A 14308-nucleotide genomic window follows, 5' to 3' on the forward strand; every position below is an offset into this window, starting at 1 on the left:
TATTCGGAAAGGGTCGGCGAATGGCGGGCTATGACGATCGCGATGGCTTTATCTGGATGGACGGCGAAATGGTGGAATGGCGCTCGGCCAAGGTCCACGTTCTAAGCCACGCCATGCACTATGCCTCGTCCGTATTTGAGGGTGAGCGGTGCTATAACGGCAAGATCTTCAAAAGCCGCGAGCACTCCGAACGCCTGATCAAATCCGGTGAACTGCTGGACATGCCGATCCCCTATTCGGTGGATGAAATCGAAGCCGCCAAAGAGGCCGTGATCAAGGCCAACAACCTGACCGACGCCTATGTCCGTGTGGTTGCATGGCGCGGCGCGGGCGAAGACATGGGCGTGGCCTCGTCGCGCAACCCCGTGCGCATGGCCGCGGCCGCGTGGGAATGGGGGGCCTATTACGGCGACGCCAAGATGAAGGGCGCCAAGCTGGACATCGCGAAATGGAAACGGCCCAGCCCCGAAACCATCCCCACCGCCGCCAAGGCCGCCGGTCTTTACATGATCTGTACCATGTCCAAACACACCGCCGAGGCCAAAGGGTGCTCGGACGCGTTGTTCATGGATTACCGCGGCTATGTGGCCGAGGCGACCGGCGCGAACGTGTTCTTTGTCAAAGACGGTGAGGTCCACACGCCGATCCCCGACGCGATCCTGAACGGCATTACCCGTCAGACCGTCATCGGTATGCTGCGCGACAAGGGCATCACGGTGCACGAACGCCGGATCATGCCCGAAGAGCTGGCCGAGTTTGAACAGTGCTGGCTGACTGGTACGGCGGCCGAGGTCACGCCGGTCGGGCAGATTGGCGACTACACCTTTGAGGTCGGCGCGATCACCCGCGAGATCGCTGAAGACTACGAAAAGCTGGTCCGCGCCTAAGCGACCTGCGATCCGAACAATTCGGCCCCGTACCCCCGTGGTGCGGGGCCTTTTGTTTAGACGTTGCCCGGTGTGGCGGCCTTGCGCGAGGTGCGTTGTTTGCCCAACTGACGTTCGCGCCAGATGATCAGGATACCGGCGAAAATTACCAAGCCCGCCCCGATCAACATCGGCACCGTCGGCACCTCGTCAAAGATGAAATACCCGATCAAAAGTGCAAACAGCATCGAAGCATAATCAAACGGCGCCACAACGGCGGCATCCGCCAGACGATAGCTGGTCGTCAGGAAAATCTGCCCGACCCCGCCAAGCAAACCCGCGGCGACGAGGGCCAGAGCGGCGTTCATCGGCGGGACGACCCACCCGAACGGGATCGTGCACAGCCCCAATATGGACGAAGTCACCGAGAACCAGAACACAATCGCCGCCGTGTTTTCGGATTTCGTCAACTTGCGGATATAGACCTGTGCCATGGCCGCGCAGATCGCCCCGCCAAGGGTCACCACCGCGCCCAGCGCCAGAACCGCGTCACCCGTGTCCGCGCCCGAGAATGACCCCAGACGGGGCCACATCACGATCATCACCCCGATCAGGCCCAGACCTACGGCAAACAGACGAAACGCCCGCACCCGTTCATTCAGGAACATCGCGGCAAAAACGGTGATAAAGATCGGCGTGGCATATCCAATCGCCGTCACCTCGGGCAGGGGCAACAGGGCAAGGCCCGCGAAAAACAGCCCCATCGCCATGGTCCCCATAATCCCGCGCCAGAAATGGCCCAACGGGTCGCGCGTGCGCCACCCCGTCGCCAAATCACCGCGCGCCGCCAACCACCCCAGAATGATCGGAATGGCAAAAAAGGACCGGAAAAACACCGCCTGACCGGGCGGAACGTGTTGGGTCCCGAACTTGATCAATGCGGACATGACCACAAAGATCGTGACCGATCCCAGTTTGAACAAAATAGCCTGAGCGGTATGCATCCGCGCCCCCAAATACCCGTGGGTTACAAACCCGTTTAGGCCCGTTTGGAGTCGTTGAAAAGTGCGCCCGCGATCAGAGCAGTGTGCGTTCGACCACCCACCACGCGCCAACAAGGGCGATCAGGATCGACACAGGGTTCGCGATCCGCGTCCGATACCAATCGCGATCCCCGAACCAGAACCCCACCGCGATATAGGCCAGCGCGATCACCGTCAGCTGTCCCAGCTCGACCCCGATGTTGAACGCGATCAAATCCATCACAAGGCGCGACGGGTTCAGACCGAATTCGCCCAGAACCGACGCAAACCCCAACCCGTGCAACAGACCAAAGACAAACACGACGCCGATCCGCACAGGTCCAATCGCCCCGCCCCGCAGGTTTTCCAGCGCGACAAACACGATAGACGCCGCGATCAGGGGCTCAACAATCGAACCGGGGATATTCACCAGCCCCAGCGCCGCAAGGGCAAGCGTCACAGAATGGGCAACCGTGAAGGTCGTGACCTGAATAAGCAGTGGCCGCGCCTTGAGGCTAAAGAAGAACAGGCCCAGTACGAACAGGATATGATCCAACCCCTTGGGCAGGATGTGATCGAACCCCGAAACGATATAGCGGCCAAATTCCTGAACACCGTTCAATTCGGCAACACCTGTGCGGGGCAACGGATCGCTCAGCCCGCCATTGTTCAGATAGGCGGAATAGGGATCTTCGGCATCCGGCGCGATCTGGCGCACGATCAGAGGGCCATTCGCCGCGTCCCATCCCACCTGCACGGCCGTGTCACCGGCGGGCAATGCGGCACGGATTTTAACGGTACTGTCACGCGGAATGTCGACATCACCGACGGCGGGCACCTGAACCTCAACCAGTTCAGGCGACAAAACCGTTCCGTCCTCAAGCGTTACGGTGAACACCGTTCCAATTTCATCCCACCGCGTGGTGAAGACGTCGACCAACTCGGCAGGAGGCAGCGCGCGCGCGGCGTCATATTGCGCAGAGTCAGGCGTGTCATCCGTGTCCTCAACCCCCGCAAGGTTCAGACCCACCACCAGCGCCTCAATCGTGTGGGTCAGGTCGATCTCGACCTGTTCCGCGCTGACCCGCACATCGGCAACCGCCGGACGGACCTCATGCGCGGCAACGGGCGCAGACAGGGCGCAGAGCAACGCAATGCTTGACATCACCCCCAACAGCCGCAGCTTGGTCAGGGACAACAACGGGAATGACATCATGCGCATAAAACGGCCTTTGTTCTGGTTTCTGGGGGCGCTCATCGCATTTGTGCACACCGCCCACGCGCATGAGTTTTGGGTCTCGATGGATGAATATCAAGTCGAAACCGGCACGCCGATGACCGCACAGTTGCGGGTGGGCGAGAACCTGAAGGGTGTCGGCTATCCCTATATCCCCGACCGTGCGACGCGGTTCGATCTGGTGATCGGCGATACCGTCACACCGGTTAAGGCCCGTCTTGGCGACCGGCCCGCATTGAACACTGTTGCACCCGAGGACGGGTTGGTGATCGTCGTGCATGAAACATCCGACCTGAACCTGATTTACCGTGACTTGGACAAGTTTCGGAACTTTACCACGCATAAGGATTATCCCGACGCCGTGGATCGGCACCTTGCGCGCGGCCTACCCGACACGGGGTTCAAGGAAACCTATCGCCGGTATGCCAAGGCGCTTGTCGCCGTGGGTGATGGCGCGGGCGCGGATCGTGAGGTGGGCCTAAAAACCGAAATCGTCGCGCTGGCCAATCCTTATACCGATGACCTGTCGGGGGGACTGCCGGTTTTAGTGTTGCTGGACGGGGAACCGCGCAGAAACACGCAGGTCGAGATTTTCGCCAAATCCCCCGATGGCGCGGTCCAAGTGTCACAGATCCGAACCGATGACACCGGTCGGGCGGTGGTGAAGGTTGCGCCGGGGGTGGAATACCTGCTTGATGCGGTTGTGTTAGAGGACACCGGCAATGACGATCCGGAACAGGGGGCGGTTTGGCATTCCCTTTGGGCGTCGTTGACCTTCCGTGCCCCCCAGTGATGAGGACCACGCGCATGCGTCTTTTCGGGTTGATCTGTCTGGCCTTGGCCACCCTGCCTCAGGTGGCGCTGGCCCATGCGCCCCTAACGCCCGACACCCCGATGGGCGGCGCGTTTTTCCACAGCGCCCTGACATGGGATCACGCCGCTATGGCCGCCCTGATGGGGATGTGGGCCGCGTTTATCGGACGTCCGTCGATCTGGGTCATGCCGATTGTCGCGATGGCCGCGATCCTGATTGGCGGCGCGCTGCCGATGGTGGACGTTTCCCTACCCGGTGCGGATGTCGCCATTCCGATGGCCAGCGTTGTGTTCGGCCTCTGTGTTCTGTTCGCGGTTCAGCCGCCCATCGGAGTGACCAGCGTGATGATCTGTGTTGGGGGCCTCTACCTTGGGCAAATCCATCTGACGGGCATGGGGCCTATGGATTGGCCCCTAATGGGGGTCATCGGGTTCCTTGGCGGCATCTTGGCCGCAATGGCCGTGGGGACGGCGGCGGGTGCGCTGACCTATATCGGGCGCGGTGAATTCTTTGTCCGCCTCGGCGGCGCGGGCATGACGGCACTGGGCGTGTCGTTTCTGGCCGGCGCAATGATGTCCTAACGATCCGGCGTCAGACGCAGCACGCCCCCATCCGCCGCATCGACCAGCGCCAAGATCGCCCCGTCCGGCGCGATTTCAATGTCGCGAATACGGGTGCCGCGCAGGAACCGTTCCTCGCCGATCACTCGGTCCCCCTCCAGACGCAGGCGCACTACCCCGCCGGGGTTCAGTGAGGCGATGATCAGATCGCCCTGCCATTCGGGGAACATCGCGCCCTCGTAAAACGCCATGCCACCCGGCGCGATCACGGGGTCCCAATAATAGACCGGCTCTGCCATGCCTTCGGCGGAGTGCTGGCCAGTACCCACCGGACGCCCGTTGTAGTTCTCGCCATAGGACACCACAGGCCAACCGTAATTCGCGCCGCGCTGGATCAGGTTCAATTCGTCCCCGCCCTTTGGCCCGTGCTCAATCGTGAAGAGCGCACCGTCGCTGGGCCGCACCGCCGCGCCCTGCATGTTCCGGTGCCCATAGGTCCAGACCTGACTGTCATAGGGGTTGTCGGTCGGCGTGGAACCATCACCGTTCAGGCGGATCACCTTGCCGTAGGTGGTATTCAGATCTTGAGCCAAGACCCGTTCGTTCCGCGAAGAATGCTCCCCCGTCGTGATGTACAAATCCCCGTCCGCCCCGAACAGGATACGCGATCCATAATGCGCGGCAGTCGGACTGGGCGGATCTTGGACAAAGATATCTTGAACATCGTTCAATTGCCGCGCCTCTGCGTCGAGTGTCGCCACAAACGCCGCCGTCACCGATGTTCCACCGTCCATTGGTTTCGCATAGGTGCCATAGACCAACCCATCATCCGCGAAATTCGGACCAACCATCACGTCCAACATCCCGCCCTGCCCTTTGACGAACACCTCGGGCAGGCCGCTGACCTCCCCCAAATCCGTCCCGTCCGGCGACAGCATCCGCAACCGCCCGACCCGCTCGGTCACCAAAAACCCGCCATCGGGCAGGGTCGCCATGCCCCACGGACGCTCTAGACCGCGCGCAAACCACGCGGCATCCACGCCAAAGCTCGACGTCATCGCGGGCGCACGGGTCTGATTGGCAAAGGCGGGCTCGAACTCGGGCACATTCTTGGGACCTTGGGCCACCGGATCGGCGGCCAAGGCAACGGTCGGCAAACAAAGGGTCAAAAGAACAGATCGCAACATCAGAAATCTCCTGTTTCAAATGACCCTAGCGCGCCACCGCCCAAAGTCCCGTCACAGATTGGTTAGCCGCCCCACGGCCCACCGCGCCGCATCCGCAACCGTCTCATCTGGATCATCAACCAATGCCGCCGCCGTATCCCGCAACGTCACGTCGCCCGAGTTGCCGATGGCATAGAGGACATTGCGCACAAACCGGTCACGTCCGATGCGCTTGATCGGCGATCCGGAAAACAACGCCCGAAACGCCGCATCATCCAACGCCACCAGTTCGGACAGCTTTGGCGCAACGAACTCGGGCCGTGCCATATACCGTATCTCATGCGCCTCAACGGCAAACTTGTTCCACGGACAGGCCGCCAGACAATCATCGCACCCGTAAATCCGGTTCCCCAGCGCCGGTCGCAACGCCGGATCAACCGGCCCGTGATGTTCAATGGTCAAATAGGAAATGCACCGCCGTGCATCCAACTGATAGGGCGCGGGAAACGCCCCGGTCGGACAGGCGTCCAAACAGGCCCGACAGGACCCACAATGGGACACCTCTGGCGCATCAACGGGCAACTCCACGGTCGTAAAAATAGACCCCAGAAAGAACCAGTTCCCCAATTCGCGCGACAACAGGTTCGTATGCTTGCCCTGCCACCCCAACCCCGCCGCCTCGGCCAACGGCTTTTCCATCACGGGGGCGGTATCGACGAACACCTTGATCTCCGCCTCGGGCGCCTGGTCAATCAACCAACGCCCCACACGTTTCAAACGCTTCTTAACCAGATCATGATAATCGCGATTCTGTGCATAAACCGAAATCGCCGCGCGATCCGGCATGCCGACAACCTCACGCGGATCATGCTCGGGCGTATAGGCCTCGGCCAACATGATGACCGACCGCGCCTCGGGCCAGAGCGCAGACGGGTCCCCCCGCCAATGCACCCGATCCGACATCCATGACATTTGCCCGTGATGACCCGCCTCCAGAAACGCCTGCAAGCGCGCCATCGCCTCGGGGATCGCATCCGGCCGCGTCACACGCATGGCCGAAAACCCCTCCTCGACCGCCTTGGCCGCCAACCGCTCTTTCAGCCGCTCCATAAGGTCTTCACCTTGTCAAAATACTCTCGGGGGAGTCGCCCGTCAGGGCGACGGGGGCAGACGCCCCCCTCCGACCGTATCAGAAATCCAGATCGGCGTAATGGGCGGGCGGCGGGAAACCGGGCACCTGATCGGCCAGCAAACTACGAAACGCGGGACGCGATTTGATCTTGGCGTACCAATCCTTGACGTTCGCGTTGCGGTTCCAATCGACGTCACTGATGTAATCCAGACAAGACAGATGCGCCGCCGCCGTAAAATCGGCCAACGTCATCACATCCCCCGCCAACCAGCGCCGCTGGTCCAGCAACCAGCCCATGTAATCCAGATGGAACTTGATCCGCTGGGCGCCGTACTTGACGTTCTTACTGTCGGGATAGCCCTGCTTGGTGACCTTCTTGTTCACCCGCTCATACAGCAACTTTGACGTCACCTCGTGATGGAATTTGTCGTCGAACCAGAACACCAAGCGGCGCACTTCGCACCGGTCCGCCGGATCGCGCGGCATTAACGGGGGCGTCGGGTTGGTTTCCTCGATATATTCGCAAATCGCCTGACTTTCGGACATCAACCGTCCGTCCATACGCAGGATCGGCACCTTGGCCGCCGGATTGCGGCGCAAAAAGTCCGGATCCTGCTCCCAATACCGCTCTTCGACCAGTTCGACCTCAATCCGCTTTTCGGCAAGCGCGAGGCGGACTTTGCGGCAATACGGGGACAGGGGCACATGGAACAGACGGTTCATACACAGACTCGCAATCAATCGCAGACGTCACCCTCATGACGTGTGGGGCGGGATATTTCAACTGTCGAAACAGTCTGAGCGCCCATCCGCCTGTATCGTCGCCGCCCCGTCCAGAACCTGAGCTGCGCGGGCCCGCAAATTCTTGGACAAATTGCGGGGATCGCGCTCTTTGGGGTTGGGTAACAAAACCGCGAGGCGTGCGGATTGCACCGCGCTCAGGTCTTTGGCGCGTACGTTGTAATAGTGCTGGGCGGCGGCCTCGACGCCAAAGACGCCTTCGTCAAACTCGGCGATGTTCAGATAAATCTCCAGCATCCGGCGCTTGGGCCACAGAACCTCGGCCAGCGGGGTAATCGCGGCCTCAATCACTTTGCGCGGCCAACTGCGCCCTTGCCACAGATAGACGTTCTTGACGGTTTGCTGGCTGATCGTGGATCCGCCGCGCGTGGCGCCATTGGCCAAAGCCGCGCGGATCGCGGACATATCGAACCCCCAATGCCGACAGAAATTCGCATCCTCGGCGGCCACAACCGAACGCGCCATGTCGGGCGCGATTTTCTCCATCGCGACCCAGTCATGCGAAATCCCGCCAAGGCGCAGACGCTCGGCCATCATATAGGGCCCATAGGGCGTCGGCAGGAACCGCGGCCAGATCAGAGAGATCGCAAACAGAACGACAAAGGCCAACAGCCCGCGCCGCAGCCATTTGCGCAGACCGGCGGGCAGGGCAAACCGACGCCGTTTCGGCGCGGAACCTTTTTTTCGGGATGTCGTTTTGCGGGCCATACAGCCACTAAGCGCGCCCGCGCACGGGCGTCAAGAACGCGGGGCACACGCAGGGCGATTTATGCGGCGGTGTTATTCCCGCGCCAAGTTGGCGGTGATGTTTCGTAGGTGCTCGGCCATGAACGCAGCCTCATCCGCGGTAATCCCATCGGCCAGCGCATCGCGCAGTGAGGCGCGGTAGATTTCCCACATCCGCGCGCGCAGGTCCTGCCCCGCAGGGGTCAGCGTCAACAACTGTCCGCGCCCATCCTCATCGACCGTGTGACGCGCGACCCAGCCCGCATCGACCAAGCGCGCGATCTGACGCGACAGGTTGTATTGGCTGATCAACAGGCGTTGCTGCATCTCGACCGGGCGAATGCCATGCTCGCCCGCCCGCCAGATTTCCAACAGCAGGTCATAGACCGCCAGCGTCGGCAGACCGTGCGATTTCAATGCGGCGTCGATGTCCTGTTGCAGGCCACCGGTAAAGCGCATTGCAGCGACCCAAAGGTCGATATGGGCATCGGTCAGATCGGTCATAGAGCGGTCCTAGCATATATATGCAATTGCATCAACCTTGACTCAGATCGAGCCGCGCCCCATCTTACATGCAACTGCATGTTGTTTGAGGTTCCCATGACACAGACCGACCTGACGCTAATCAGTCACCATCTTTGCCCCTATGTACAGCGCGCGGCGATTGCGCTGGCCGAGAAAGAGGTGCCGTTTGATCGCAAGTACATTGATCTGAGTAATAAACCGGCGTGGTTCACGGCGATGTCGCCGCTGGGCAAGGTGCCAGTGTTGCAGGTGGGGGACGTGGGCGCGACCGATCCCTTGTTCGAATCCTCGGCCATTCTGGAGTATATTGAGGACACGGCGGGCAGGCCCCTGCACCCCACCGATGCGATTCAACGCGCGCGGCATCGGGGCTGGATCGAGTTCGGGTCGAACGTCCTGAACACCATCGGCGAGTTCTACAGCGCCAAGGACACAGAAACCTATGAGGCACAACAGGCCAAGCTGCGCGGGTTGATGGAACGGCTGGAGGCCGAGTTGGAGGCCCGCGGTGCGGGACCCTATTTCGATGGCGCCCGGTTCTCTCTGGTCGATACCGTATTCGCGCCGGTGTTCCGGTATTTCAATACGTTTGAGGAGGGCGGGGATCTGTACCTGTTGACCGGCCTGCCCCGTATCGCGGCGTGGCGGATGGAACTGGCGAGACGGCCCAGCGTCCAAGGTGCCGTACATGATGATTTCGCCGAACGCCTGCATGTATTCATGTGCGCGCGCCAGTCGGTTCTGGGTGAACGGTTTCGCAGGATCTCACCCCCGCCCGCCTGATACCAAAATGAAAAACGCCCGCCGTGTCCGGCGGGCGTTTTGTTGTTTTTTGCTATGCGGGCTTATTCCGCCGGCACGGCCTGATTTTCGATGCCCAGAGGTTGGGGCAGCTTGTTCAGCATCTCTTTGGGGCAGACCTGAACAAAGTTCGCGATCTCGGTTTCCCAATGCTGCAGGATCTCTGCACCCTTGACGCTCTTGGTTTCTTCGACGTGGCGTTCGACCAGTTCACGCAGCTGATTTTCCCAATGGTCCACCGTGACCGGGCAGGTCACCAGCGTTTCCATGTTCATCATGTCTGCGGTCAGGCCTTCGGGGTCATAGAGATAGGCCATACCGCCCGTCATACCCGCTCCAAAGTTCGCGCCGATGGTCCCGAGGATCACCGCGATGCCGCCGGTCATGTATTCACAACCGTTGCTGCCACAGCCCTCGATCACCACTTTGGCGCCCGAGTTACGCACGCCGAAACGCTCACCCGCGCGACCAGCCGCGAACAGGTAACCGTCGGTCGCCCCGTAGAGAACCGTGTTGCCGATGATCGTGTTATCGGCGGCAACCAGCGGGCTTGCCATCGGCGGACGGACAACAACCGTACCACCCGACAGACCCTTACCAACATAGTCGTTCGCGTCGCCCGACACTTCGATTTTGAGGCCCGGTGCCGAGAATGCGCCCAGCGACTGACCCGCGCTGCCGGTCAGTTTGACCGTTAGGTGATCGGGCTGCAGGCTGTTGCGCATGCCAAAGCGCTTCACGATGTGGCTCGACACACGCGTACCAACGGTACGGTCGGTGTTCTGAACCGCATAGGACAGCTGCATCTTTTCGCCGTCCTGCAGGAAGCGCGCGGCGTCCTTGACGATTTCCGCGTCCAGCGTATCGGGCACCGCGTTGCGTTCACGGTCACGGTTGTAGACGATGTCATGTGCACCATCGACCGTGATCAGCATCGGGTTCAGGTCCAGATCATCCAGATGTGCAGACCCACGGCTGACCTGCGTCAGCAGATCGGCACGGCCGATGACCTCATCCAGCGATTTCGCACCGATCGACGCGAGGATCTCACGCACCTCTTGGGCGTAGAAGGTGATCAGGTTCACAACCTTGTCGGCGTTGCCCGTGAACTTGCCACGCAGGCGTTCGTCCTGGGTACAGACACCAACGGGGCAGGTGTTGCTCTGACACTGACGCACCATGATACAGCCCATCGCGATCAGCGCGGCGGTGCCGATGCCGTATTCCTCGGCACCCATCATCGCGGCCATAACGATGTCACGACCCGTGCGCAGACCACCATCGGTCCGCAGCGTGACGCGGTCACGCAGGTTGTTCATCGCCAGAACCTGATGCGCCTCGGTCAGACCCATTTCCCACGGCAGACCCGCGTATTTGATCGACGTCGCGGGCGATGCACCGGTCCCACCGTTGTGACCCGAGATCAGGATCACATCGGCCTTGGCCTTGGCCACACCGGCGGCAATCGTACCGACACCGGACGACGCAACCAGTTTCACCGTCACCTTACAGCGCGGGTTGATCTGTTTCAGGTCATAGATCAGCTGGGCCAGATCCTCGATCGAGTAGATGTCGTGGTGCGGCGGCGGCGAGATCAGGGTCACACCCTTGGTCGAGTGGCGCAGACGGGCGATCAGGTCGGTGACCTTCATGCCGGGCAGCTGACCACCTTCGCCGGGCTTGGCGCCCTGTGCGACTTTGATCTCCAGCTCTTCACAGTGGTTCAGGTATTCGGCGGTCACACCGAAACGGCCCGACGCCACCTGTTTGATCTTGGCCGACGGGTTGTCGCCGTTGGGTTCCGGTACAAAGTGTGCCGGATCTTCACCGCCCTCACCCGAGTCCGATTTCGCGCCAATGCGGTTCATCGCAACGTTCAGGGTCTTGTGCGCCTCGGGCGACAGCGCGCCCAGCGACATGCCCGGCGTCACGAAACGCTTGCGGATCGAGGTGATCGATTCGACCTCTTCCAGCGGGATCGCTTTGCCCATCGGTTTGATATCCAACAGGTCGCGCAGATGGATCGGCGGGTTTGCCCGCATCGAGGCGGCGAAACGCTTCCACATCTCAAAGCTGGCGTTGTCACAGGCCGATTGCAACATGTGCATCGTCTGTGCTTCCCACGCGTGCTTTTCACCCGAGCGGCGCGATTTGTAGAAACCACCAATCGGCAGCACGTCGGAACCACCGCGCCAACCAAGGGCGTGGACCTGTTCCATTTTGTGCTGAACACCGCTGACGCCGATGCCCGAGATGCGGCTGTGCATACCGGGGAAGTATTCGGCAACCATCGCACGCGACAGGCCGACGGCCTCAAAGTTCAGACCACCACGGTAGGACGAGATCACCGAGATCCCCATCTTGGCCATGATTTTCAACAGACCTTGGTCAACCGCGTTGCGATAGGCGTGCACCGCATCCGTCAGGGACATCTCCAGCAGACCGCGTTCGATACGGTCGGCCAGCGAATCCTCGGCCAGATAGGCGTTGACGGTGGTCGCACCACAGCCGATCAGAACCGCGAAATAATGCGGGTCGATACATTCGGCCGCGCGCACGTTGATCGAGGTGAAGGTCCGCAGACCTTTGCGCGTCAGCCACGAGTGAACCGCGCTGGTCGCGAGGATCATCGGCATGGCGACCTTGTCTTCGCCTTGGTTCTGGTCGGTCAGAACGATGTGACCGGCACCCGAACGCACGGCCTCTTCTGCCTCGCTGCGGATACGGGCCAGACCGGCGCGCAGGGCGTCGTTGCCGCCATTCACAGGGAAGGTACAGTCGATTTCGACCATCGGCGCGTTGAAATGGCTAACCATTTCGTCGAACTGGGCGTTGCCGACAAAGGGGCTGTCCAGAACCAAGATCTCGGTCTGGCTGCTGTCCTCGTCCAGCACGTTTTTCAGGTTCCCGAACCGCGTCTTCAACGACATGACGCGGTATTCGCGCAGACTGTCGATCGGGGGATTGGTCACCTGGCTAAAGTTCTGGCGGAAGAAATGGCTGAGCGGACGATATTTTTCCGACAGAACCGCGGACGGCGTGTCGTCGCCCATCGAGGCAATCGCCTCTTTGGCGTCTTCGGCCATCGGCAGCAGGATTTGCTCCAGCTCTTCCATGGTGTAGCCGGCGGCGATCTGACGCTTGCGCAGTTCATTGCCGCTGAACAGGGCCTTTTCGGTCACCTGCGACAGCTCTTCGTCAAGCTCGTTGATCTTGCCAACCCAGTCGCCAAAGGGCTGGGACTCGGCCAGTTTGTCTTTGATTTCAACGTCGTGGAACAGTTTGCCCTCGGCCATGTCGACCGCGATCATCTGACCCGGACCCAAAGCGCCTTTTTCACGGACGGTGGATTCGTCGACCGGCACCATGCCTGCCTCGGACCCTGCGATCAGCAGACCGTTGCCCGTCACAACGTAACGCATCGGGCGCAGACCGTTCCGGTCCAGACCGGCGCAGACCCAGCGACCATCGGTCATGGCCAGAGCGGCGGGGCCGTCCCACGGTTCCATCACCGAGTTCACATAGGAATACATGTCGCGCCACGACTGGGGCAGTTCAACCGCCTGCTTGGACCACGATTCGGGGACCAGCATCGTTTTTGCCATCGGGGCGTTCCGACCGGCGCGCACCAGAACCTCAAACACGGCGTCCAGAGCAGCCGAGTCAGACGAGCCCTGCGGCACGATCGGTTTGATGTCTTCGGCCATGTCACCGAACGTGGTCGAGGCCATGCGGATTTCATGGCTCTTCATCCAGTTCAGGTTGCCCTTCAGCGTGTTGATCTCACCGTTGTGGGCCAACATGCGGAACGGCTGGGCCAGCCACCACTGCGGGAAGGTGTTGGTCGAGTAACGCTGGTGATAGATCGCGAAGGCCGATTCAAAGCGCTCGTCCTGCAGGTCGGGATAGAATTCCGACACCTGCTCGGCCAGCATCATGCCTTTGTAGATGATCGAACGGCAGGACAGCGAACAGACGTACAGGCTGGGCACTTGGGCGGCAGCGGCAGCCTTTTCGATGCGGCGACGGATCACGTACAGCTCACGCTCAAACGTGTCTTCGTCCACGCCTTTGCTGTTCGAGATCAGAATCTGTTCGATCTCGGGGCGGGTCGCGTTCGCCTTGTCACCCAGACAGGACACATCCACCGGCACATGACGCCAGCCGTAGATGTAATAACCCATCCGCAGAACTTCGGTTTCGACGATCGTGCGGCAGGTCTCTTGGGCACCGAAATCCGTGCGCGGCAGGAACACCTGACCCACAGCGATCAGTTGATCTTGCTTGGGTTCATGACCCGTGCGGCGGATCTGGTCATAGAAAAAGCGGACAGGGATCTGAACGTGGATACCGGCGCCGTCGCCGGTTTTCCCGTCTGCATCCACAGCACCACGGTGCCAGATCGCCTTGAGCGCGCTGATCCCGTTTTCAACAACACTGCGCGATGCTTTGCCGTTCAGCGCAACAACAAGGCCAACACCACAGGACGAATGTTCATCTTCGTCGCGATACAGGCTGTGTTCGGCCATATAGGCGCGTTTCGCCTCTTCGCGGGCCACCCATTCGGCATCGTATTTGGTCATGGGTCTTCTCCTATTCATCGGCATGGATCGGGCGCCTTGGCGTCCCGCCTGTGCCGGGTCAAATCGGGTGATGGC

The 14308-nt window shown here is 60.9% G+C and carries 12 protein-coding genes; 4 read left to right on the forward strand and 8 right to left on the reverse strand.

Annotated features, from left to right (window positions below; translation table 11 throughout):
• The first annotated feature begins 20 nt into the window (after positions 1–20).
• The gene (locus R1W00_RS13265; RefSeq protein WP_317263233.1) at positions 21–887 is read left to right on the forward strand and encodes a branched-chain amino acid aminotransferase; all 867 of its coding nucleotides are present in this window, start codon (positions 21–23) and stop codon (positions 885–887) included.
• A gap of 56 nt (positions 888–943) precedes the next feature.
• On the opposite strand, the gene R1W00_RS13270 is transcribed toward R1W00_RS13265, so the two are convergent.
• Together R1W00_RS13270 and R1W00_RS13275 are read right to left on the reverse strand one after the other, a co-directional pair.
• Positions 944–1870, reverse strand: coding sequence for a DMT family transporter (locus R1W00_RS13270; RefSeq protein ID WP_317263234.1), 927 nt, complete (start codon positions 1868–1870; stop codon positions 944–946).
• A 73-nt stretch (positions 1871–1943) separates the two neighbouring features.
• A complete protein-coding gene (locus tag R1W00_RS13275) occupies positions 1944–3110 on the reverse strand; it encodes a HupE/UreJ family protein (RefSeq protein ID WP_317263235.1) in 1167 nt (388 codons plus the stop codon).
• Here R1W00_RS13275 and R1W00_RS13280 point away from each other — a divergent pair.
• Complete coding sequence (locus R1W00_RS13280) at positions 3103–3918, forward strand: DUF4198 domain-containing protein (RefSeq protein WP_317263236.1); 816 nt, start codon at positions 3103–3105, stop codon at positions 3916–3918. The two genes, R1W00_RS13275 and R1W00_RS13280, sit on opposite strands and share 8 nt — an antisense overlap.
• Before the next feature lie 14 nt (positions 3919–3932).
• The gene (locus R1W00_RS13285; protein ID WP_317263237.1) at positions 3933–4520 is read left to right on the forward strand and encodes a HupE/UreJ family protein; all 588 of its coding nucleotides are present in this window, start codon (positions 3933–3935) and stop codon (positions 4518–4520) included.
• On the opposite strand, the gene R1W00_RS13290 is transcribed toward R1W00_RS13285, so the two are convergent.
• The 5 genes from R1W00_RS13290 to R1W00_RS13310 all read right to left on the reverse strand — a co-directional run bounded on the left by R1W00_RS13290 (position 4517) and on the right by R1W00_RS13310 (position 8828).
• Positions 4517–5689 (reverse strand): PQQ-dependent sugar dehydrogenase, encoded by a 1173-nt coding sequence (locus R1W00_RS13290; protein WP_410901560.1) that lies wholly within the window; start codon positions 5687–5689, stop codon positions 4517–4519. The genes R1W00_RS13285 and R1W00_RS13290 overlap by 4 nt on opposite strands.
• Positions 5690–5737: 48 nt before the next feature.
• Entirely contained in the window at positions 5738–6775 is a 1038-nt protein-coding gene (gene queG, locus R1W00_RS13295; RefSeq protein ID WP_317263239.1) for a tRNA epoxyqueuosine(34) reductase QueG, read from the reverse strand.
• Between the two features lie 79 nt (positions 6776–6854).
• On the reverse strand, positions 6855–7520 hold the full coding sequence (locus R1W00_RS13300; RefSeq protein ID WP_317263240.1) for a glutathione S-transferase family protein: 666 nt from the start codon (positions 7518–7520) through the stop codon (positions 6855–6857).
• A 57-nt stretch (positions 7521–7577) separates the two neighbouring features.
• Entirely contained in the window at positions 7578–8306 is a 729-nt protein-coding gene (gene mtgA / locus R1W00_RS13305; protein ID WP_317263241.1) for a monofunctional biosynthetic peptidoglycan transglycosylase, read from the reverse strand.
• A 72-nt stretch (positions 8307–8378) separates the two neighbouring features.
• On the reverse strand, positions 8379–8828 hold the full coding sequence (locus R1W00_RS13310; RefSeq protein WP_317263242.1) for a MarR family winged helix-turn-helix transcriptional regulator: 450 nt from the start codon (positions 8826–8828) through the stop codon (positions 8379–8381).
• 96 nt (positions 8829–8924) lie between these two features.
• On the opposite strand from R1W00_RS13310, the gene R1W00_RS13315 reads away from it, so the two are divergent.
• Positions 8925–9632, forward strand: coding sequence for a glutathione S-transferase family protein (locus R1W00_RS13315; RefSeq protein ID WP_317263243.1), 708 nt, complete (start codon positions 8925–8927; stop codon positions 9630–9632).
• A gap of 62 nt (positions 9633–9694) precedes the next feature.
• On the opposite strand, the gene gltB is transcribed toward R1W00_RS13315, so the two are convergent.
• The gene (gene gltB, locus R1W00_RS13320) at positions 9695–14233 is read right to left on the reverse strand and encodes a glutamate synthase large subunit (protein ID WP_317263244.1); all 4539 of its coding nucleotides are present in this window, start codon (positions 14231–14233) and stop codon (positions 9695–9697) included.
• Positions 14234–14308 lie beyond the last annotated feature (75 nt).

The organism is Rhodovulum sp. FJ3, from assembly GCF_032918305.1.
Taxonomy (GTDB): domain Bacteria; phylum Pseudomonadota; class Alphaproteobacteria; order Rhodobacterales; family Rhodobacteraceae; genus SAT37.